We start from the raw sequence: 19,770 nt of genomic DNA on the forward strand, positions 1-19,770 counted from the left end.
TACGGAGGAGCCCATACCTGTCTGCCCCCCCCTTACAGCGAATCTCCATCATCCCCAACGCAGCAAGCAGCAAGATCTCAAAATTGCTTGGGGAGCCCGGCCTGCTTGAGCACGGCGTTGGCCGTATGGCGCGACTTGATAGTGTGGTCCACGGGAAAGCGACCCCCTGTGATCGGGGAATACCCAATGTCGTGGTCACCCTTTCCATGCCGCTCAAAACGGCAACCCGCTGCCCGCAGCAGCTTGATGAGCTCCGGAGTCAGGCTGCTACCCATCGTCAAGCTGCGCGCTGGGCAACGGCGAACCTGCGGGCCAGAAGTTCGAAGGGCACATCACCCCTCTCGCCCCCCTCATTGGCGTCGAGCAACTCAGGAGTCATGGTTCCGAGCTTGACGGCGAGGGCTTCGAGGGTATCGGCTTCGGTCGCCAAGCCGGGAACGTCGTCCGAGGTCGCCCCCCCATACACGGGCCTCATCATCCCATTCGGCACGAACGAAAAGGATTTTCTGCATGATGATCTTCCGTTGGGGCGAATCGTTGTCTTGAGTATACGACCAAGCATCCAGACTCCCACCCTGTAATGAAAAGCCCCTCGACAGGGCGAGGGGCTTGGGGGCAGGGCCCGGCTTGAGCCGGAAAGGCGAGCCGTGGCTTAGTCGTAGAACTTGCGACGCGGAGCGCCCTGGCCGGGACGGCCGGCGGGCTTGTCGCCGAAGCGGTGGCCGCGGCGTTCGCCGTGGTGCTCATGGCCATGATTGCCATGGCCGGCGTGGGCGTCCTGACCACCGCGGCGGCCGTAGGGCTTGCCTTCGCCCGCGCGCGGGCTGGTGCCGTCGCGGCTGGCGCGATAGCCGTTGCCGCCTCGGTAGCCCCCACCTGCCGGACGGCCACGGCCGCGCGTACCCATGCCACCGCGGTCGCCTTCCTGCGGCTTAAAGCGGGCTTCCATGCCTTCCACCTCGGTCACGCGCACCTTTTCGCCCACGTAGTGTTCGATGTTGCGCAGGATGCCAAGATCACGGCGGCTGACGAAGGAGACGGCGGTGCCGGTGGCCCCGGCACGACCGGTGCGGCCGATGCGGTGGACGTAGTCCTCGGCCTGGCGCGGCAGGTCGAAGTTGAAGACGTGGGTGATGCCGGCAACATCGATGCCGCGTGCGGCCACGTCGGTGGCGACCAGGATGCGGCAGCGGCCCTTGCGCAGGTGGTCGAGCATGCGGGTGCGCTGGCGCTGGTTCAGGTCACCGTGCAGGGCGGCGGCAGCCTGGCCGGCCTGCTCCAGTTCGGCGGCGAGCTGGTCGGCGTCGCGCTTGGTGGCGGTGAAGACGATGGCCTGATTCACGGACGCATCAGCGAGCAGGTGATTGAGCAGCTCGCGCTTGTGGTCGACGTGATCGACGTAGATGACCTGCTGGTCGATGGCGTCGCGACGAGCTTCCAGCGGGGCCACTTCGAGGTGCTCGGGCTGATCGAGCAGATCCCCCGCGAGCTTGACGACGCTGGGCGAGAGGGTGGCGGTGAAGCACACGCTCTGGCGCTCATCCGGCATGGCGGCAGCGATGGCGCGCATGTCATCGGCAAAACCGAGGTCGAGCATGCGGTCGGCCTCGTCCAGCACCAGCATCTCGAGGCGGTCGAAGCGCACGCGGCCGCTGTTCATCTGGTCGAGCAGGCGGCCCGGGGTGGCGACGAGGATGTCATAGGGCTTGGACAGTTCGCGGTTCTGCACGGGGTACGGCTCGCCGCCGGTGATGCAGACGACGCGGGCGTGGCGCAGGCCGCGGGCAAACTGGATGGCGGCCTTGGTGACCTGCTGCGCAAGCTCGCGGGTCGGCGCCAGCACGAGGATGCGCGGGCCGCGACCTTCCTTGGCGGAGGGTTCGGCCAGGCGAGTCAGGGCCGGCAGCAGGAAGGCCGCGGTCTTGCCCGTGCCGGTGGGGGCCTTGGCAATGAGGTCATGGCCTTCCAGCAGCATGGGAATGCCCTGCGCCTGGATGGGCGTCGGCTGGCTCAGCCCCAGTTCGGTCAGGTTGGCAACGATTTGGCTTGGGATGCCGAGGTCGGCAAAAGTGGTCTGCGTCAAGGGATGTTCCTGTGGGCAAAGACAAATGGACTCTCGGCAAAGCGGCTTGGCTTGCTACGCGTTGGCAACAACTTCAGGCATCGAAGCCAACCAACGAAAGTCACATCAAGTCTTTACGCACCGGGATGGCGCGGGGACCAGGACAGGAGGGTTTGATTCGATGACGCCCGGATCATTCCGGACCGAGAGAGTAATGAGTGGCGTCCCCACGGGGATTCGAACCCCGGTTACCGCCGTGAAAGGGCGATGTCCTAGGCCTCTAGACGATGGGGACGCTGCAGAGGCAGTCAGCGTTGCTGACGGATGCGCATTATAGAGAGGTCGAATCCGCTGTCAACACCTTTGTGAACTTTTCTTTGCCAAGGTCTGCACCGCAAGCATCCCCGCCTCTTTTCATGACCTTGATATAGAGATGGCATTTGTGCGCCGCAACCTTTGGGCGCAAAATGAGAAGATTCTTTTGACCCAACGGCAATCACGGCGCAATGACGGCTCAGAACGTCTTCGAGCACCCCCTCAACGAGCGCATGCGTGCCTTCCTGCGCCTGAGCGGGCTGTTCGCCCGCGCGCAACACTTCCTGGCCGGCGCCTCCGAGCAGGATTCCCAGTGCGCCATACTCACCCTGCTTGAGCTTTCCGAACTCACCGGCCGGGTGGATATCAAGCGCGAGCTGATGAAGGAGCTGGAGCGGCAGAGCGCCAATCTGACCCGCCTGGCTGAGACGCCGGACGTCGACACCCGCAAGCTCACCCAAGTTCTAGATCAACAAAAGGCGCTGATCCAGCGCCTGCATGCGCAGAGCGGCCCGATCGGCGCGGCCATCAAGACCAACGAGTTCCTTTCCGCCATCCAGCAGCGCGCCCGAATCCCCGGAGGACTGTGCGAGTTCGACCTGCCGATGTTCCACCACTGGCTGCGCCAGCCGCTCGAAGACCGGCGGGATGTCCTGCACGCCTGGCTGATGCCCTTTGCCGTGGTGCAGGAAGGCATCGAGCTGATCCTGGACCTTGTGCGCAAGAGCGCGGCCCCTTCGGCTGCGATCGCCGAGGGTGGTTTCTACCAGCAGGCCCTGGATCCCTCGCTCCCGTTTCAGCTGATCCGGGTCACCTTGCCTGATGACGCGACCTGTTTCCCGGAGGTAAGCGCGGGCAAACAGCGCTTCACCATCCGCTTCCTTGAACTTAACCTCGATGATGGACGCACCAGCCAGAGCACGGAGGACATCCCCTTCGGCCTCGCCTGCTGCGCTCTGTAAACGCAACCCAATCATGGCTGACCCGACGGATACCGCCTTCGTTCTCAAGGGACGCATGCTCACCCTGATGGTGTTCGAGCTGCACAACCCCAACATCGTGCAACTGGCGATGGCGCTCAAGGAGCACATGGCCCAGGCCCCCAACCTGTTCAAGAACACCCCGCTGGTGGTGGACCTCTCGCCGCTGCAGGACGGCTTCAAGGTGGTGGACTTCCCCGCCCTGGTGAGCCTTCTGGACAATCACGGCCTAACCGTAGTGGGCGTAATAGGGGGCAACGAGCAGCAACGCACCGCGGCCGCCCGCGCCCGTCTGGCCCTGTTCCCGGACAGCCCGGGGCGGGCGGTGAGTGAGCCCCCCAAGGCGGCAGCGGACAAGGCAGAGGAGGCTGCAACCGCCGAAGAGGCTCTCCCCGCACCGGCGGCCAGCGATCTGGTGATCCGCCTGCCGGTACGTGCCGGCCAGCAGGTCTACGCGCGCGGTGGTGATCTGATCGTCGAGTCCTCGGTCAACGAGGGGGCCGAGGTGGTGGCGGATGGCGACATCCACATCTATGGTGCACTGCGCGGCCGGGCCCTGGCGGGCGCGCGCGGCCGCGGCGATGCGCGCATCTGGTGCCAGAGCCTGGAGGCCGAGCTGGTGTCGATCAACGGCATCTACCGCACGCGCGAGGACATCGAGCCCGCCCTGCTCGGCAAGCCTGCGGTCATCGAGATCCTGAACGAAAAAATGATCATCCGCGCCTTCGGCTGAAGGCTCGTCCACCATCCATAGAGGAAACATCCTGTGACGAAGATTCTCGTCGTGACTTCCGGCAAGGGCGGCGTGGGCAAGACCACCACCAGCGCCTCAATCGCCACGGGCCTGGCCCTGCGCGGCCACAAGACGGCCGTGATCGACTTCGACGTCGGCCTGCGCAACCTCGACCTGATCATGGGCGTCGAGCGCCGCGTGGTGTATGACTTCGTCAATGTGGTGAACGGTGAAGCCAGCCTGAACCAGGCGCTGATCAAGGATAAGCGGGTCGAGGGTCTGTACGTCCTGGCCGCCTCGCAGACCAAGGACAAGGATGCACTGACCGAGGAAGGCGTGAAGAAGGTGCTGGACGATCTGAAGGCCGACGGGTTCGACTACATCGTCTGCGACTCGCCTGCCGGGATCGAGAAGGGGGCGCAGCTCGCGATGTATTTCGCCGATGAAGCCATCGTGGTGTCCAACCCGGAGGTTTCCTCGGTGCGCGACTCCGACCGCATGCTCGGCCTTTTGGCGAGCAAGTCCTACCGTGCGGTCAACAAGCTGGAGCCGATCAGGCAGCACCTCCTGGTCACCCGCTACGCACCCAACCGCGCCGAGGCCGGCGAGATGATGAGCGTGGACGACATGCTGGAGATCCTGGCCGTGCCGCTTTTGGGGGTGATCCCCGAATCCCCCTCCGTGCTCAATGCCTCCAACGCCGGCCAGCCGGTGATCATGGACAAGACCTCGGATGCCGGCCAGGCCTACGAGGATGCCGTGGCACGCCTGCTCGGCGAGGAGCGTCCGCTGCGCTTCATCACTGCCGAGAAAAAGGGCCTTTTCAGCCGCCTGTTCGGGAAATAAGCCATGAGCCTGCTCGATTTCTTTCGCAGCAAAAAGCCTTCGTCCGCCAAACTGGCCAAGGAGCGGCTGCAGATCATCATCGCCCACGAGCGGGCGCAGACCCGCGGCGGACATGATTTCCTGCCTATGCTTGAGAAGGAACTGCTGGAGGTCATCCGCCGCTATGTCGCGGTGAGCGAGGATGCCGTCAAGGTCAAGCTCGACCGCGAGGACGGCGTCGAGGTACTGGAGCTGAACATCATCCTGCCGGACTCCGAGGCCAAGGACTGAGCCTCTCTCGCGACGGGGGCGTTGCTCCTACAGCAAAAATGTAGGAGGCCCGCCCCGGGCCGATCCGAATGGATCGCGGCGACACGCCGCTCCCACCATGCCTATTCCCCTGCGATGGCTGCCTTATGCGGCCATCGGCATTTTTGCTTTCCGCCTTACCCGACCTTTTCCCTAAACTTCACGGCATGATTGCCACCGCTGCCATGCCATGACCGCTGCCCTTCTCTGGAACGCCCACCTCGCAGGCATAGCCATCGGCCTGTACGTGCTGCTGCAGTACTGGCTGACCGGCCGCCCGCTGGGTTGTTCCTCACCGCTCGGCCAGGCCTGCGCCATGGTGTCGCGCCTGCCCTTCTTCCAGGGGCGCGAGTTCGCTGCCAGCGAACAGTGGCGGCTGTGGTTCATCGCTGGTCTGCCGCTCGGGGGCTTCGCCGCCGCGCTGAGTGCCGGCCAAGTCGGTTGGGTGCTGGACATGGGGACGGCCTACGAGGCCATGCTCCCGGAGACCCCATGGCTGAAGGCGCTCGTGCTGTTCGCGGGCGGGGTGCTGATGGGCCTCGGCGCACGTCTGGCGGGCGGCTGCACCAGCGGCCACACCATCGTCGGGGTGGCCCTGCTCAACCCGCCCAGCGTGCTCGCCTCCATCCTGTTCTTCGTCGGCGGACTGGCCATGGTGCAGACCCTCTGGCGGCTGACGGGGGCAAGCTGAAATGGGCCAGAAGCTGCTGTTCCTGGCCCTGGGCGCGTTGTTCGGTTTCCTCCTCAGCCGCGCAGGGGCGACCGAGCCGGAGCTGGTCGCCCGCCTGTTCCTGTTCGAGAACCTGCACCTGTTGTGGGTGATCGCCAGCGCCGTCGCCGTCGGCGCCGTGGGTGTCGCCTTGATGCGCAGGACCGGCCTGCGGGCGGTGGGAAAAAGCGAGCCCATCCGCTTCGAGTCCAAACCCTACGTGCGCACCCTGATGCTCGGCAGCCTCGTGTTCGGCGCCGGCTGGGGCCTGACCGGCGGCTGCCCGGGCACCGTCATGGCCATGCTGGGCGAGGGCAAGCTCTATGTCCTGCCCATCATCGCCGGCCTCTTGACCGGGACCTGGCTGTTCGGGCTGTGGAGCAGCCGTTCCCATCAATCCAGCTGATCGCCCAGCGCCCCGCCCTGACCCTTGACGAAGCCAAGATAGAGCTGGGCGAACTCGGGCACCACCGAGCGCTTGACCGCCGGCACCTCGGCCAGCGCCTTGCGGTAGGCCGCCACGCGCGGCAGGTCCGCCCCCGCCAGTACCTCGGCGCCATTCGCCTCCAACAGATCCAGGCGCATGAAGAAGGGGGCAAAGGCGCAGTCCAGAAGGCCAAAGGTCTCACCAGAGAAGTAAGGCCCACCCTCGTGCAGGCTCGTCTCCAGCACGTTGAGCAAGTGACGCAGGCCAGCGCACGCCTCCATGGCCTTGTCCGCGTCCTTCGCGGTCATCCAATGCCACAGGCCGCCGAACAGATCATCCGCAAGGGCGACAAATCCCCGCGCACGCGCACGGGCCAGCGGATCGGCCGGCAACAGGGACGGCGGATGGGTCTCGTCGAGGAATTCGTTGATCACCTGCGACTCGAACAGCACGGTATCGTCCACCTTGAGCAAGGGCACCTTGCCGCGCGGAGAGAGCACGGCCAGCCACTCCGGCGGCTCTTTCGGATTGAGGTAGGTCACCGTGCAGGGGATGCCCTTGTGCTGGATCAGGATGTTGACCCGCTGCACGAAGGGACAGATCTTGAAGCCAACCAGTTCGAGTTTCATGCTCGCTTCCCTCAACCTTGAATTGGAACAGAGCCTAGTATGCACCAAGCATCGCCGCCTGCCGCGGACACCCAGCGCCTGGATACCTGGCTGTGGGCCGCGCGTTTCTACAAGACCCGCTCGCTGGCCAAGGAGGCGATCGAGGGGGGCAAGGTGCGCCTCAACGGCCACCCGGCGAAGCCCGCCGCGAAGGTCCGCCCAGGCGATGAGTTGGATGTTAGCCGGGCGGGCGAGCACATGCAGGTGCGGGTGGTGGCGCTCAACGAGCAGCGCCGGCCGGCCAGCGAGGCGCAGGGGCTGTACGCGGAGTCCGCCGAGAGCCTGGCCCGGCGGGAACGCGAACGCGAGCTGCGCCGCCTGGCAGGAGGGGCGCCCGCCCCGTCACGCAAACCGGACAGCCATGCCCGCGAGGCCCTGCGCCGGCTGCGCGGCAAGGCCTGACGGCCCCCCGACAAGCCCCTCCCCATGAAAAACACCCTTTCCTTATATACGCGGTCGGTTATTCTTGACCACCTGACCTCATTCCACGGATGCACAGCATGAATACCGTCCGCCCCCTGCTGATGTCCCTGATGCTCCTGCTCCCGCTCTCGGCGGCCCTCGCCGCGCCGCAGGGGGGTGGCATGCCGCCCGCGCCGGTCAAGGTCATCGAGGTGAAGAAGAGCGCCCTCGTCGAGACCGCCGTCTATCCGGCCCGCCTGCGGGCAGTGGAGCAGGTGGAGGTCCGGCCGCGCGTGGGTGGGATGATCGAGCGGGTGCTGTTCAAGGACGGCGCACGGGTGGAGAAGGGCCAGGTGCTCTACGAGATCGACCCGCGCCCCTACGCTGCCCAGGTGGCGCGCGCCGAGGCCGCCCTGGCCCAGGCCGAGGCCCAGCTCAACCTGGCCCGTGCGGAGGCGGCGCGCGGCCGCAGCCTCGCAGCGAGCCAGGCCCTCGCGCGCGAGGCCATCGAGCAGCGCGATGCGGCGAGTCTCGTGGCCGAGGCCAATGTGCGGGCCGCCCGCGCCGCGCTGGAGGCGGCACGCCTTGACCTCGACTTCACCCGCGTGCGCGCTCCGATCGCCGGGCGCATCAACCGCACCCTGATCACCGCCGGCAATCTGGTGTCCGGCCCCGGCGGCAACGGCGCGACCCTGCTGACCACCCTGGTGCCGCTTGATCCGCTGCACGTCTATTTCGAGCTGGACGAACGCACCATGCTCGGCTTCGGCGACGCCGCGCCCCTCGGCGCGATGGTGGGCGTGGCGCTCGAGGGTGAGGAGGATTTTCCGCACAAGGCCCGCATCGACTACCTCGATCACAGCTATGACCCGAGCAGCGGCACACGCCAGGTGCGCGCCGTGCTGGACAATCCCAAGGGCATCTTCGCCCCCGGCCAGTTCGTCCGCGTGCTGCTGACGACCGCCCGCCGCTATGACACGGTCAGCGTACCCTCACGCGCGGTGGGCGCCGACCAGGGTCGCCGCTTCGTGCTGGTGGTGGGGGCGGACGACACCGTCGAGTATCGACCGGTCACCCTCGGGCCCGAGATCGGCGGCCGGCGGCCGGTGCTGAGCGGGCTTGCCGTCGGCGAGCGGGTGATCGTGGACGGGATGCAGAAGGCGCGCCCGGGCAGCAAGGTCGCACCGCAGCCGCTGGAGGAGGCCCCGTCCGCCGCCGAATGCGGCCCATCGAACGGCATCAGCAGCCCCGGTGTCGCGCCGAAAACCATGGATGACTGCCTGTCCTCGGGCAGGCGCTGATCCAGGCCTGAAGGAATATCCCGATGCGCTTTCCCAGCTTCTTCGTCGATCGTCCGATCTTCGCCATCGTCCTCTCGGCCCTGGTCCTGATCGGCGGATGGGTCTCGCTCAAGGGCCTGCCGGTGGAGCAGTACCCGGAGGTGGTGCCGCCCACCATCCAGGTCTCGGCGCGCTATCCGGGTGCGAGCCCGCAGACCCTGTCCGAGACGGTGGCCGCGCCGATCGAGCAGGAGCTGGTCGGCATCGAACACCTGCTCTACATGTCTTCGCAGTCCACCGCCGACGGGGCGATGACCCTGACCCTCACCTTTGAGATCGGCACCGATCTCGACATCGCCCAGATGCAGGTGCAGGCCAAGGTGTCCAACGCCGAGCCGCGCCTGCCGGAGGAGGTGCGCCGTCTTGGCATCATCACCCGCAAGCAGTCGCCCGACCTCTTGCTCGCCATCCACCTGATCTCGCCGGACCGCAGCTACGACTCGCTCTACCTTGGCAACTACGCGGTGCTCAACATCCGCGATGCGCTCAAGCGCATCAACGGCGTGGGCGATACCCGCGTGTTCGGCGCGGATGAGTACGCCATGCGCATCTGGCTGGACCCCGACCGGCTGGTGGCGCGCGGCCTGACCGCCTCGGACGTGGTCAATGCCATCCGCGAGCAGAACGTCCAGGTCACCGCGGGCGCGGTCGGCCAGCAGCCTGGCACCGGCAGCGCCTTCCAGCTGACCATCACCTCGCAGGGGCGGCTACGCTCGGAGGAGGACTTCCGCCAGATCGTGGTCAAGGCCGGCACGGACGGGCAGGTCGTGCGTCTCGGCGAGGTCGCACGCCTGGAGCTCGGCGCGGCCAGCTATGCCTTGCGCGCCATGCTCGATGGCGAGAGCGCGGTCGCCCTCCCCGTCTTCCTGCGCCCCGGCGCCAATGCCCTGGACACGGCGGCCGAGGTCAAGCGGACCATGGCCCGCCTGAAGGAGCGCTTCCCCGCGGGAATGGACTACCGCATCGTCTACGACACCACGGTGTTCGTGCAGCAGTCCATCGACGCGGTGATCACCACCTTCTTTGAGGCGCTCGTCCTGGTCGTGGTGGTGGTGATGCTGTTCTTGCAGACCTGGCGCGCGGCCATCATCCCGCTGGTGGCGGTGCCGGTGTCCATCGTCGGCACCTTCGCCCTGCTCAACGCCCTCGGTTTCTCGATCAACACCCTGACCCTGCTCGGCCTGGTGCTGGCCATCGGCATCGTGGTGGACGACGCGATCGTGGTGGTCGAGAACGTCGAGCGCCACATCAGCGAGGGCCTGACGCCCAAGGCGGCGGCGCACATGGCGATGCAGGAGGTGACCGGGCCGATCATCGCCATCTCGCTGGTGTTGGCGGCGGTGTTCATTCCGGCGGCCTTCATCTCCGGCATCAATGGACAGTTCTACCGCCAGTTTGGCCTGACCATCGCCGCGGCGACGTTGATCTCGGCCTTCAACTCGCTGACCTTGAGTCCGGCGCTGGCGGCCATGCTGCTGAAGCCGCACGACGCCAAGCCGGACGCCCCCACCCGTCTGGTCAACCTGCTGTTCGGCGGCTTCTTCCGCCTGTTCAACCGTTTCTTTGAAGCCGGAAGCCACGGCTACCAGGCCCTGGTCAAGCGCCTGTTGCGCGTCAGCGCCATCGTCCTGCTCGTGTTCGGCGGCCTTTTGGTGTTCTCCGGCTACACCCTCTACAGCGTGCCACCGGGCTTCATCCCCCCGGGCGATCGCGGCTACCTGATCACCGTGGTGCAGCTGCCGCCGGCCGCCTCGCTGGAGCGCACCACCGAGGTGGTGAAGGAGGTCTCGGCGCGGATCAAATCGACCCCCGGTGTCGGCCATGCCGTCGCCTTCCCCGGGCTGTCCATCGTCAGCTTCGGCCCCTCGTCCAACGCCGCGACCATCTTCGTGCCGCTGCGGCCGTTCAGCGAACGCGTGCCGCAGGGTCTGTCCGCGAACGCCATCGCCGGCGAGTTGCGCAAGAAACTGGGGGGCATCGAGGAGGCCTTCGTCGCGGTGTTCCCGCCACCACCGATCCGGGGCTTGGGCTCGCTCGGAGGCTTCAAGCTGCAGATCCAGGACCGCGGTGGCGCGGGACTGGATGCGCTGGATGAGGTGACCCGCCAGGTCATCGCCCAAGGCAACCAGACGCCGGGCGTGACCGGCCTGTTCACCAGTTTCCAGAACAACGTGCCGCAGCTGCACGCCGAGATCGACACCGAGCGCGCCCTGACCGGAGGCGTGCCGCTGCGCAACCTGTACGACACCCTGCAGGTGAACCTTGGCTCGCTGTACGTCAATGACTTCAACCTGTTCGGCCGCACCTACCAGGTGATTGCCCAGGCGGACGCCCCCTTCCGTTCGAGCCCCTCCGCCATCGAGCAGCTGCAGACCCGCACCGCGGATGGCCGCATGGTGCCGCTCGCCAATCTCGTGCGGGTGACCGAGATCACCGGGCCGGATCGCGTGGTGCGCTACAACACCTACCCCGCGATCGAGATCAACGGCGCGGCCGCGCCAGGGACGAGCTCGGGCCAGGCCATCGCCATCATGGAGCACCTCTTGGGGCAGACCCTGCCGCCAAGCATGGGGTTCGAATGGACGGAGCTGACCTACCTGCAGATCATCGCCGGCAACACCACCCTGCAGGTGTTCGCCATCTCGGTGCTGGTGGTGTTCCTGGTGCTGGCCGCCCTGTATGAGAGCTGGACCCTGCCACTCGCCATCATCCTGATCATGCCGATGGTGCTCTTGTTCGCCATGCTCGGGGTGAAGTTCATGGGCGGCGACAACAATATCCTCACCCAGGTCGCCCTGCTGGTGCTGATCGGCCTCGCGAGCAAGAACGCCATCCTGCTGGTGGAATTCGCCAAGATCCGCGAGGACATGGGCCTGCCCCGCATGGAAGCCGCGCTGGAGGCCTGTCGCCTGCGTCTTCGGCCCATCATCATGACCTCGATCGCCTTCATCGCCGGGGTCGTCCCGCTGATGCTCGCGAGTGGCGCAGGGGCGGAGATGCGCCAGGCGATCGGCACGCCGGTGTTCTTCGGCATGCTGGGCGTGACCTTCTTCGGCCTGCTGCTGACGCCCGTGTTCTACCTGGTGATCCGCGGCCTGGGGAAGCGCCAAGCGCGGTTGGCGTGATCCCGGCGGCCTTGAGGGGGGATGCCCTCACCCCCGCCCCCTCTCCCGCGGGCGGGAGAGGGGTGTGAAGCTCCGTAAACGCACTCTCAGGCCGCCACCACGCAGTTGCGTCCGGACTGCTTGGCGCGGTAGAGCCGCTCATCCGCCGCGTGGACGAACTGCTCCTGGGTGTCGGCGTTCATCTCCGGGTACGAGGCCGCGCCAATGCTGACCGTGACGCGGAAGCTCTGCTCCCCATGGGTGACGACAAGGTCCTCCACCGCGTGACGTAGGCGCTGGGCCAGCGTCTTGGCGTCGTGACACGAGGCGCCCGGCAGGATGACCATGAACTCCTCGCCGCCGTAGCGCAGCAGGACATCGCCCTCGCGCAGCAGCGAGCGCACCAGGCGCGCCACCTTGACCAGCACGCGGTCGCCCACCAGATGGCCGTAGGTATCGTTGATGCGCTTGAAGTGGTCGATGTCCACCATCAGCACGGCCAACGGCAGGTCGGCGCGGACCGCACGGCTGAATTCCTCGTTCAGGCGCTGCATGCCGAAGCGGCGGTTGTATACCCCGGTGAGGGGGTCGAGCGCGGCCAGGCGCTGCAGGTTGTCGTGGGCGATGGCATTGCGCAGGGCCAGCGAAAGGGCGCGACGGAAGATCTCCAGGCGGGTGCGGGTGCCCTCCGGGAAGGGCGTGGCGCTGGCGAGCACCACAACCCCCAGCGTGACCTCCTTGTACAGGATGGGCACGATGAACACCTCGAGCGGACGGAATTCCATCACCACCCCATCGACCTTCAGTCCCTCGGGGATCTGGAGCAGACGGATGTCGCCCCCCTTCATCGCCAGGCGCAGCTGGTCGCCGCAGGCAAAGCCCTGGTCCTCCCGTAGGCCCTGGCGGGCACACACGCGCATCTCGCCCTCCTCCTCCAGCAGCAGGGCCCCGCCCGCCGCGCCCGTGTCGTGCATCAGGTGCTGGAGGGCCTCCTCGGCCAGCGGACCGAGCTCGATGCGGCTGACCATCAGGTCGGAGAAACTCTGCACTGCCTGCTCGGTGCGGTAGGACTCAGCCAGGGCATGCACCAGGCCGTTGAAGGCACGCGCGCTGGTACCGATCACGTCGTCGGAGTCCTCCGGGATGCGGCACTGGTCCGGACCGCAGCGGGTGTGATCGAAGGATTCGCTGTCGCGCAGGTTGGCAGCAACGAACTCCATGCGCTCCGCCAAGAGCCGCAGACGGGAGCCGACTACCAGCCGCGCGAGGGCCTGGTTGACGGTTCCGGCGACGGCCCCGGCCGTCAGGCAGGCGGCGAAGAAACCGGGGGTGAGGACATGGGCGGCGGGCACGCCCAGCACGACCAGGAACAGGGGGAAGAGCAGCCCCACCCCGAGGCCGAAGGCCACCATCCAGATGGCGAGATCCGTGAAAACCTTGCGCGTGAGACGCATCGCTCATCCTCCTTGACCGCCCAGCCGAGCCCCGACGGGCGGCGTTCATCAGAAATTAATAACGTTTGAGCGTAGTGCCCTTCTGATGGGAGCGGTAATCAAGGCTTTTCATGCCGAGCCCATCCCTTTCTATCGTTAAGGCCTTGGCTCGGCAGGTACGGACAAAAGCGAGGCTTTTCTGGACGGCCCTCAGCCCGCGCCGGGCGCGGACCACTCGCACCAGCCGCCCAGGAGGGGGAAATACAGGCCAAGGCGCACGGAACGATCGGGATCGAGCGCCGCCAGCAAGGCGGCATAACCCTCCAGTTGCGGACGATAGTGCGCCTGCTGGCGCGCAAGGAAATCCGCCAGCGTCTCCCCGCACGCGGGCTCGGCGGTCTTGTAGTCGATGATCCAGCGCACCCCTTGGTCGATGAAGCTGCGGTCGATCACCGCGCTGACAGGCGCGCCCCCCATCACCCCGCCGAGCGCCCATTCACAGCGCGCATCCTCGTGCGCCGTCAGAATCCAGCGGCCGCGCGGATCGGCCAGCGTGCCTTCCACGGCGTGCAGGACGCGCGCCAGGGCATCCTCCAGCCTGTGCTCCACCACCCCAAGCTCCTGCAGGTTCCGGCGCAGGGCCGGCGCCACTTGGCGCAGGCGCGCCACCGGCCACGCCTCCGCCCCCTCCAGGGCGATGCGCTCAAACAGGCGGTGCACCAGGGTGCCCACATGGCGCGGGGTGTCATCCCCCTCGCCCTCATCCGCCACCTCCCCCCCTTCCCAGGTGGCGCGCCGGCTGAGGGGCTGGGCCGTGGCCGGACCGACAGGGATGCCCGGCGGTGGGTCGGGCGGGCACCAGTCCAGCGGCAGACGCCGAAGGGCCAGGTGCGCAGGCTGAGAACCTGAAGGCTCCGGGAGGGATGGCGTGGGGCTGGTCGCGGCAGGTACCGACGGCGGCTCCACCGCATGCTCGATCCCCGGCCAGAGGCGTGCGAGCAGAGAACGGGCCGGAGGCCTCCAGCCGCCATCCCTGTCGAGCGGCACCTCGGCCACAAGATGCAGGCGCTGGATCGCACGGGTCGCGGCGACGTACAGGAGCCGGCCATCCTCGTAGCTGCCGCGGGCCTCCTGGATGCGCCCAAGCCAGGTGTAGAGCGGACTGTCCTGCTCGCCCACGCCCTTGATGGGGGCGAGCAGCAGGTCGGCCTCGCTGCGGCCGAGGTGATTGGCCTCGCGCTCGAGCCACAGCAGGAGTTGGCTGTCGCTCCCCCGCGGCACCCGGGCCAGCCCCGGAACGATCACGGTGTGGAATTGCAGTCCCTTGGATTTGTGGATGGTCATGACCTGGACGCTCGCGCCACTCTCGGGCGGAGCGAACAGCTCCTTCAGCTCGCGCTCGAGCGTATCCACGCCAAGCTCATCTCCCAGGGTATCGAGCAGGTCGAGGACGATGCGCGCCTCCTCGAGCTCCCGCGCGCTCCTGGCGCAGGCCGGCCCCCCCAGGGCCAGCCAGGCCCCTTCGACCTGGCGGCGCAAGGGCACACGCCCGGTGTCGTGCAGGCTGGTTGCCAAAACCTTACGCAGGCGCAGCAGGCGAGCGCGGCCCTCCTCGCTGAGCGCGGCAAGCCGGGCCTCATCGTGCATGGCCTGCCAGAGGGTGGTCGGCTCGCTCTCCCCGGCCAGCGCGTGCAGGTCGGCAAGCGGAAGGCCGCACCACGGCGCGCGCAGCACGGCAAGCCAGGCGATGCGATCAGCCGGGTGCAGCAGGGCACGGGTCAGGGCCAGCAGGTCCTGCACCATCGGCTGGTCGGCCAGCTGCTCGATTTCCACCGCCTGGAAGGGAATGCCGGCCGCGCGCAGGGCGGGTAGGATGCGGGCGAGATGCCCGCGCGAACGGACCAGGATGGCGATGCTCCGGTCAGCGGGCTTCACCTCGCCATCCCGCTCAAGCCGGGCCAGGGCCTCGCGGGTGAGGCGCACCACCTCGTCGGCCTCAAGCCTCCCGGGCTGGCCATCGTCCTTGCCGGGCTTGGGGAACAGACAAAGGCGCACCGCCTCCCCTTCGGCCTTGGGATGGTGCGCGCTGGAGGGGGTGTAGGGCACCGCACCCTCGGCAATGTTCTCGCGCTCAGCCAGCACGCGGGGGAAGACGGCGTTCACCCAGTCGACCACCCCCGCCTGCGAGCGGAAGTTGGTGGTGAGGGTCAGGGGGGCCAAGCGCAGCACGCCATCCCCGCAGCGGATCCCCTCGCGCTGGGCGCGCAGGAACAGGCCGACCTCGGCCTCGCGGAAGCGGTAGATCGACTGCATCGGGTCGCCGACCAGGAACAGGCTGCGCCCCTCCTGTTCGGTGAACGGCGCCGCCCCCGGCTGCCAGCCGCTGAGCAGCCGTTCGAGCAGGGCGAACTGGCTGTGCGAGGTGTCCTGGAACTCATCCAGCAGGATGTGACGCAGGCGGTAGTCGAAGGCCAGCAGGAGGTCGCTCGGCGCGTCCGCCTCACCCAGGGCACGCAACGCACCCTGCGCGGTCTCGACGAAATCGACCTCGCCGCGCGCGGCGAAGATCAGCCACAGCTCGCCCAAGGCCAGCCGGAGCAGCTGCAGCAGGGCCTCGAGCACCGCCCAGTCGGCATCGGCATAGGCGGGCCTTGGCATGGCACGGGTGGCATGCAGGGCCGGCGCGAGGTCGGGGTGCTCACGCAGGGCGTCGAGCAGGGCCACCACGCGCTCCTTGAAGGCTGTACGTTCGGCCTTGGTATCCTTGTCGATGCCTTTCTCGCTCGGCGCGGGCACCCCGTCGTTGGCCCTGAGGGTCTTGCGCCATTCCCCCTCTTTGGTCAGGAGCAGGTCGGCCAGCCCCTGCCAGCGCGACAGCCCATCCACCCCCGCCTGCGGCCAACCGGGGACATCCCACTGCAGGCGACGGTCGTCGTCCGCCACCCCCGCCGCGGCCAGATGGGCGCACAGCAAGGCCGCCACACAGGCGGTCTCCTCACGCAGGGCGGCGGGAAACAGGGCATGCAGGCTGTCCAGCTCGTCCTCGACCATGCGCCGGATGGCCGCCTCCAGCGCCGCGCGCCGTGCCTGGGACGTGGCCTCGGCGCCAAAGACATGGCGCCCCCACTGGTCGCGTTTGCCGAGCATGGCGGCCAGAAGGTCACGCACCCGGGCGAGGTCGTTGCCGAGATGGCGCAGCAGGGTTTCCAGCGCGGCGACGTCGGCATCCTCCTGCCCCTCCGTGTCCATGCGCGCCTCGATGCGCTCGACGACCCGGTCCGCGGCCTCGCGGTAGAGCGCCTGCGCATCGTCGCTGATCACCGCCGCAGCACCGAAGCGGGCGGTCAGCGGCAGGCGGGCGGCCAGGCCGTGACTGAAGGCGTCGATGGTCTGGATACGCAGGCGCGCCGGCTGTTGGAGCAGGTTCCAGCCGAGCAGGCGGTCGCGCGCGAGCGCGGCCCGGGCCCGCTCGCGCTGGCGCACCAGGTGTTCGGGGGCATCCAGAGGCAGGGGCGAATCCGCCTCGCGCAGGGCGTGCAGGATGCGGCTCTGCATCTCCCCCGCCGCCTTGCGGGTGAAGGTAATGGCGAGGATCTCCTCCGGCCGCTCGACCTCGGCCAGCAGCACCAGCATGCGCTGGATCAGAAGCTCGGTCTTGCCCGAACCGGCCGGGGCCTGGACGATGCAGCACAGGCGCGCATCCAGCGCCTGCTCGCGGAGGGTGGCATCCGGCGGGGCGGCCTTAGTCATCGCCTTCCTCCTGCAGCGCATGGCCCCCCCCCGCCAGCTCGTGGATGCGGCAGAGCATACCGAGCGGGCAGGTGGTGCAGACGTTCGGGGCGCGCGGATCGACCACCGCCTGCCCGGCGCGGAAGTCCCCCGCCAGCCGGGTGAGCACCTCCTGCCAGGCGGCCAGCTGGGCCGTCCAGTCGGGCTCGGCGGGCTTCAGCCCCTCGACGCCATCGCCCTGCCCCAAAAGCCGCATCTCCCCCGGACGCACCTGGGCGAAGGCCATGGCACGGATGTTCTCCTGACTCACCGCATAGAGCGGCAGCTGGGGCGCGGCCGGGCGCTCGCCGGCCCAGTCCGCCAGCGCGGCGCGGCCAGTCTTGTAGTCGATGATCATCCGCCCGCCGTCCGCCAGGCGATCCACCCGATCGAGCTTGACCTTGAGCCGAAGGCCGGCGATCTCGATGCCGCGCACCGCCTCGCGGTCCTCGACGGTAAAGGGCGAACGCTCCCGCTCGAGGGCCAGCCACTCGAGCGCAAGGGCAGTCAGGCGCTCGATCTCCAGGCGCTGCAGCCGCTCCGGCCACAGGTTGCGCCGTTTGCGGGCCTCCTCGGCCACCACCTCGCCGGCGTGGCGCTGCACCCGCGCGGTCAGGGCCGCCTCCTCCAACGCGAGCAGCGTGGCCTGATCATGAAGCTCGCCCCACACCCGTTCGAGCAGGGCGTGCAGCAGCACGCCGCGCACCCGGGCATCCGGGCCGAGGTCGGGCTCCTCCAGCGGCTGGGCGCGAAGACGCAGCTCGGCGAAGGCGCGGAACGGGCAGGCGGACTGCAGCTCCAGCATGCGCGCCCCACCGGGCGCCACCTCCCCCTGGGCCAAGGGGGGCGCCTGGGGATCGGTCAGGCTTTCGAGCGCCACGCCCTCCCCCCACTGTTCGGGCAGGGGCAGACCCGACGGCTCGGGCAACCCATCCATCTCCGGCAGGTGGTCGAACAGCGGGCTCGGCTCCAGTTCGCGCCCTCCGTCCTGCTGCGGATGGCTGACGATCACCTCGGGCGCGAGCATGAGCAGGCGCGCGCTGATGCGGCGCAGGTAGTCGAGCTCACGCTTGGGAGAGGCATGCGGCAGACCGAGGCGGGCCTGCAGGCGCATGGGCAGGAAGGGGTTGGGGCGTGCATCCGGCGGCCATTGCTCGTGGTGCATGCCGAGCAGCCAGACGGCATCGAAGGCAAGGCCCACGGCCTCCAGCGGGCCGAGCACCTGCACCCTCGCATCCTGTGCGGCCTCTGGCTGGAACAGGGTCTCGACGGCCAGTGTGCGCAGCTGGGCCAGGGCCTCGCCGCGCGTCATGCGCGGCCGCACGATCTCCAGCCGCGCCAGCTTGGCCAGCGCCTCGAACCAGGCCTGACGGAGCTGGAAGGACGGGCTGTCGAGCGCCGCATCGCCGGGCCAGCCGGCCAGCCTCAGCGCCTCACGCAGGGTCGTCGCCCAGGCCGCGGGGGACTGCTGCCGCGGCTGCCCCTGCTGATGCTCATGCAGACGGGCGAGCACCCGCCCAAACAGCGGGCAACCGCCCTCCGCAGCCTGCCGGCGCACATGCTCGCGCGACACCCTTCGCTCGCCCTGTTGGCGCAGGCGGGCGTCCAGCAGGGCGCGGGCGTCGCGCTCCTGCTCAAAGCCGCCCAGGAACGGGCTGCGCAGGGCCTGGCCGAGGGTGTCGAGCTCAAGGCGGGCATCGCCGAGGGCGAAGACCAGGAAGGCGGCACGCACCATGCCATGTTCGATCAGCGGCGTGCCGAGCGAGATGTTCCATGGCCGGGGCGTGTCACTCATGCCCGGCAGCAGGGCCTGAGGGGCGAGCTGGGCGTCGAGCAGGCGCGAGAGACGCGCCCGGCGTTCACCCAGGTCGGGGGCGATGATGGCCAGGCGGGCGGAAGGGTTTCGCTCCAGCCACGCCCGCGCCCAGCGGGCGGCGGCCTCATCCTCGCGGGCGGCATCGGGGAAGCTGATGCGGCCCTGGCGCGGGGTCTCCTCCAGCATGAGCGGGAGCTGGGCGGCTGCCGCAGCCTTGGGGCTGGGGTTTACCCCCCCTTCCATGGAGAGCCCTGCGAGGCGCTCCACCCGCGTGCCACGCTGCACCAGAGCCTCCAGCAGGGCCTCCTGCACCGGCGTCCAGTCCTCGAAACCGAGCAGCAGGATGTGCGCGGGCGGGGTGATGCGACCCGCGTCGAGCGCTTCGATGAGGCGGGCGGGCAGACTGGCCTCATCCAGCCAGCCCTGCTTGTCGCATTCGCGCGCGAACCGCTCCGCCCAGCGCTGGAAATGGAGCACGTCGTCGTTGCATTCGAGCGGGTCGAAGGGCAGCGACAAGCGCCAGCCCTGCACCAGTCCCCAGGCCTCCTGGGCCAGCCTTGCCGAGCCCGCGACCTGCAACAGGGCAGGCGCATCCTCCTGAATGATGTCCTGCCAGACCTGCGCGGCCTGCTGCGCGTCGAGCAGCAGCGGGGCGTCCCCATCCAGCCAGCTCGCCTCCGCCCACAGGCGACGCAGCCAGCCGCCCCAGGGCAGGATGTCCGGTGCGGGCCAGACGCTCCGGGACGCTGCGGCGTGCCGGGTGAACGTCGTGCGCCAATGGCGCGCCAGGCGGTTGTTGACGGTGACGAGGGTGGCGCCCTCACGCAGGGCGCCTAGGAGGGGCTGCAAGGCATCGTCCGTGGTTTGCATGTTCATGCC

Annotated in this window: 16 protein-coding genes and 1 tRNA gene; 9 read left to right on the forward strand and 8 right to left on the reverse strand. The window is 68.3% G+C overall.

Features of this window, described 5'->3' with window-relative positions:
• Positions 1 to 77: 77 nt before the first annotated feature.
• The 4 genes from V6D91_RS04225 to V6D91_RS04240 form a co-directional block, all read right to left on the reverse strand.
• Positions 78 to 275 carry a type II toxin-antitoxin system HicA family toxin gene (locus tag V6D91_RS04225; protein ID WP_347318028.1) on the reverse strand — a complete coding sequence of 66 codons (198 nt, stop codon included), beginning with the start codon at positions 273 to 275 and terminating at the stop codon, positions 78 to 80.
• A 2-nt stretch (positions 276 to 277) separates the two neighbouring features.
• Positions 278 to 430: a DUF1902 domain-containing protein gene (locus tag V6D91_RS04230; protein WP_347318029.1), complete on the reverse strand. Its 153-nt coding sequence runs from the start codon at positions 428 to 430 to the stop codon at positions 278 to 280.
• Between the two features lie 222 nt (positions 431 to 652).
• Complete coding sequence (locus V6D91_RS04235; protein WP_347318031.1) at positions 653 to 2,083, reverse strand: DEAD/DEAH box helicase; 1,431 nt, start codon at positions 2,081 to 2,083, stop codon at positions 653 to 655.
• Positions 2,084 to 2,281: 198 nt separating this feature from the next.
• Positions 2,282 to 2,357, reverse strand: a tRNA-Glu gene (locus V6D91_RS04240).
• Positions 2,358 to 2,568: 211 nt separating this feature from the next.
• On the opposite strand from V6D91_RS04240, the gene zapD reads away from it, so the two are divergent.
• From zapD to V6D91_RS04270, 6 genes are all read left to right on the forward strand, one after another.
• Positions 2,569 to 3,339 carry a cell division protein ZapD gene (gene zapD, locus V6D91_RS04245; RefSeq protein WP_347318033.1) on the forward strand — a complete coding sequence of 257 codons (771 nt, stop codon included), beginning with the start codon at positions 2,569 to 2,571 and terminating at the stop codon, positions 3,337 to 3,339.
• A gap of 13 nt (positions 3,340 to 3,352) precedes the next feature.
• Positions 3,353 to 4,090, forward strand: a complete 738-nt coding sequence (gene minC, locus V6D91_RS04250; RefSeq protein ID WP_347318035.1) for a septum site-determining protein MinC — start codon at positions 3,353 to 3,355, stop codon at positions 4,088 to 4,090.
• Between the two features lie 33 nt (positions 4,091 to 4,123).
• Positions 4,124 to 4,936, forward strand: a complete 813-nt coding sequence (gene minD, locus V6D91_RS04255; RefSeq protein ID WP_347318037.1) for a septum site-determining protein MinD — start codon at positions 4,124 to 4,126, stop codon at positions 4,934 to 4,936.
• 3 nt (positions 4,937 to 4,939) lie between these two features.
• Complete coding sequence (gene minE / locus V6D91_RS04260) at positions 4,940 to 5,206, forward strand: cell division topological specificity factor MinE (protein ID WP_347318039.1); 267 nt, start codon at positions 4,940 to 4,942, stop codon at positions 5,204 to 5,206.
• A gap of 208 nt (positions 5,207 to 5,414) precedes the next feature.
• Positions 5,415 to 5,915, forward strand: a complete 501-nt coding sequence (locus tag V6D91_RS04265; protein ID WP_347318041.1) for a YeeE/YedE thiosulfate transporter family protein — start codon at positions 5,415 to 5,417, stop codon at positions 5,913 to 5,915.
• Position 5,916: 1 nt separating this feature from the next.
• Positions 5,917 to 6,339 (forward strand): DUF6691 family protein, encoded by a 423-nt coding sequence (locus V6D91_RS04270; protein ID WP_347318042.1) that lies wholly within the window; start codon positions 5,917 to 5,919, stop codon positions 6,337 to 6,339.
• On the opposite strand, the gene V6D91_RS04275 is transcribed toward V6D91_RS04270, so the two are convergent.
• Positions 6,327 to 6,989 carry a glutathione S-transferase family protein gene (locus V6D91_RS04275; protein ID WP_347318043.1) on the reverse strand — a complete coding sequence of 221 codons (663 nt, stop codon included), beginning with the start codon at positions 6,987 to 6,989 and terminating at the stop codon, positions 6,327 to 6,329. The genes V6D91_RS04270 and V6D91_RS04275 overlap by 13 nt on opposite strands.
• A gap of 39 nt (positions 6,990 to 7,028) precedes the next feature.
• On the opposite strand from V6D91_RS04275, the gene V6D91_RS04280 reads away from it, so the two are divergent.
• From V6D91_RS04280 to V6D91_RS04290, 3 genes are all read left to right on the forward strand, one after another.
• Entirely contained in the window at positions 7,029 to 7,430 is a 402-nt protein-coding gene (locus V6D91_RS04280; RefSeq protein WP_347318045.1) for an RNA-binding S4 domain-containing protein, read from the forward strand.
• Positions 7,431 to 7,528: 98 nt separating this feature from the next.
• Complete coding sequence (locus V6D91_RS04285) at positions 7,529 to 8,731, forward strand: efflux RND transporter periplasmic adaptor subunit (RefSeq protein ID WP_347318046.1); 1,203 nt, start codon at positions 7,529 to 7,531, stop codon at positions 8,729 to 8,731.
• 23 nt (positions 8,732 to 8,754) lie between these two features.
• The gene (locus V6D91_RS04290; protein WP_347318048.1) at positions 8,755 to 11,895 is read left to right on the forward strand and encodes a multidrug efflux RND transporter permease subunit; all 3,141 of its coding nucleotides are present in this window, start codon (positions 8,755 to 8,757) and stop codon (positions 11,893 to 11,895) included.
• Positions 11,896 to 11,981: 86 nt separating this feature from the next.
• On the opposite strand, the gene V6D91_RS04295 is transcribed toward V6D91_RS04290, so the two are convergent.
• The 3 genes from V6D91_RS04295 to V6D91_RS04305 all read right to left on the reverse strand — a co-directional run bounded on the left by V6D91_RS04295 (position 11,982) and on the right by V6D91_RS04305 (position 19,767).
• Positions 11,982 to 13,328, reverse strand: coding sequence for a GGDEF domain-containing protein (locus V6D91_RS04295; RefSeq protein ID WP_347318050.1), 1,347 nt, complete (start codon positions 13,326 to 13,328; stop codon positions 11,982 to 11,984).
• Between the two features lie 189 nt (positions 13,329 to 13,517).
• Complete coding sequence (locus tag V6D91_RS04300; protein WP_347318052.1) at positions 13,518 to 17,057, reverse strand: UvrD-helicase domain-containing protein; 3,540 nt, start codon at positions 17,055 to 17,057, stop codon at positions 13,518 to 13,520.
• Positions 17,050 to 19,767: a PD-(D/E)XK nuclease family protein gene (locus V6D91_RS04305; RefSeq protein ID WP_347318054.1), complete on the reverse strand. Its 2,718-nt coding sequence runs from the start codon at positions 19,765 to 19,767 to the stop codon at positions 17,050 to 17,052. The genes V6D91_RS04300 and V6D91_RS04305 overlap by 8 nt, the downstream gene beginning before the upstream one ends.
• Positions 19,768 to 19,770: the final 3 nt, after the last annotated feature.

Origin of the sequence: Thiofaba sp. EF100, from assembly GCF_039822285.1 — a bacterium.
Lineage (GTDB): Bacteria > Pseudomonadota > Gammaproteobacteria > Halothiobacillales > Halothiobacillaceae > Thiofaba.

Coding starts and splice junctions, on each gene's coding strand:
- V6D91_RS04305 (WP_347318054.1), bottom strand. CDS start 19,767: ATGAACATGCAAACCACGGACGATGCCTTGCAGCCCCTCCTAGGCGCC.
- V6D91_RS04300 (WP_347318052.1), bottom strand. CDS start 17,057: ATGACTAAGGCCGCCCCGCCGGATGCCACCCTCCGCGAGCAGGCGCTG.
- V6D91_RS04265 (WP_347318041.1), top strand. CDS start 5,415: ATGACCGCTGCCCTTCTCTGGAACGCCCACCTCGCAGGCATAGCCATC.
- V6D91_RS04290 (WP_347318048.1), top strand. CDS start 8,755: ATGCGCTTTCCCAGCTTCTTCGTCGATCGTCCGATCTTCGCCATCGTC.
- minE (WP_347318039.1), top strand. CDS start 4,940: ATGAGCCTGCTCGATTTCTTTCGCAGCAAAAAGCCTTCGTCCGCCAAA.
- V6D91_RS04280 (WP_347318045.1), top strand. CDS start 7,029: ATGCACCAAGCATCGCCGCCTGCCGCGGACACCCAGCGCCTGGATACC.
- V6D91_RS04285 (WP_347318046.1), top strand. CDS start 7,529: ATGAATACCGTCCGCCCCCTGCTGATGTCCCTGATGCTCCTGCTCCCG.
- V6D91_RS04295 (WP_347318050.1), bottom strand. CDS start 13,328: ATGCGTCTCACGCGCAAGGTTTTCACGGATCTCGCCATCTGGATGGTG.
- V6D91_RS04270 (WP_347318042.1), top strand. CDS start 5,917: ATGGGCCAGAAGCTGCTGTTCCTGGCCCTGGGCGCGTTGTTCGGTTTC.
- V6D91_RS04225 (WP_347318028.1), bottom strand. CDS start 275: ATGGGTAGCAGCCTGACTCCGGAGCTCATCAAGCTGCTGCGGGCAGCG.
- V6D91_RS04275 (WP_347318043.1), bottom strand. CDS start 6,989: ATGAAACTCGAACTGGTTGGCTTCAAGATCTGTCCCTTCGTGCAGCGG.
- minC (WP_347318035.1), top strand. CDS start 3,353: ATGGCTGACCCGACGGATACCGCCTTCGTTCTCAAGGGACGCATGCTC.
- zapD (WP_347318033.1), top strand. CDS start 2,569: ATGACGGCTCAGAACGTCTTCGAGCACCCCCTCAACGAGCGCATGCGT.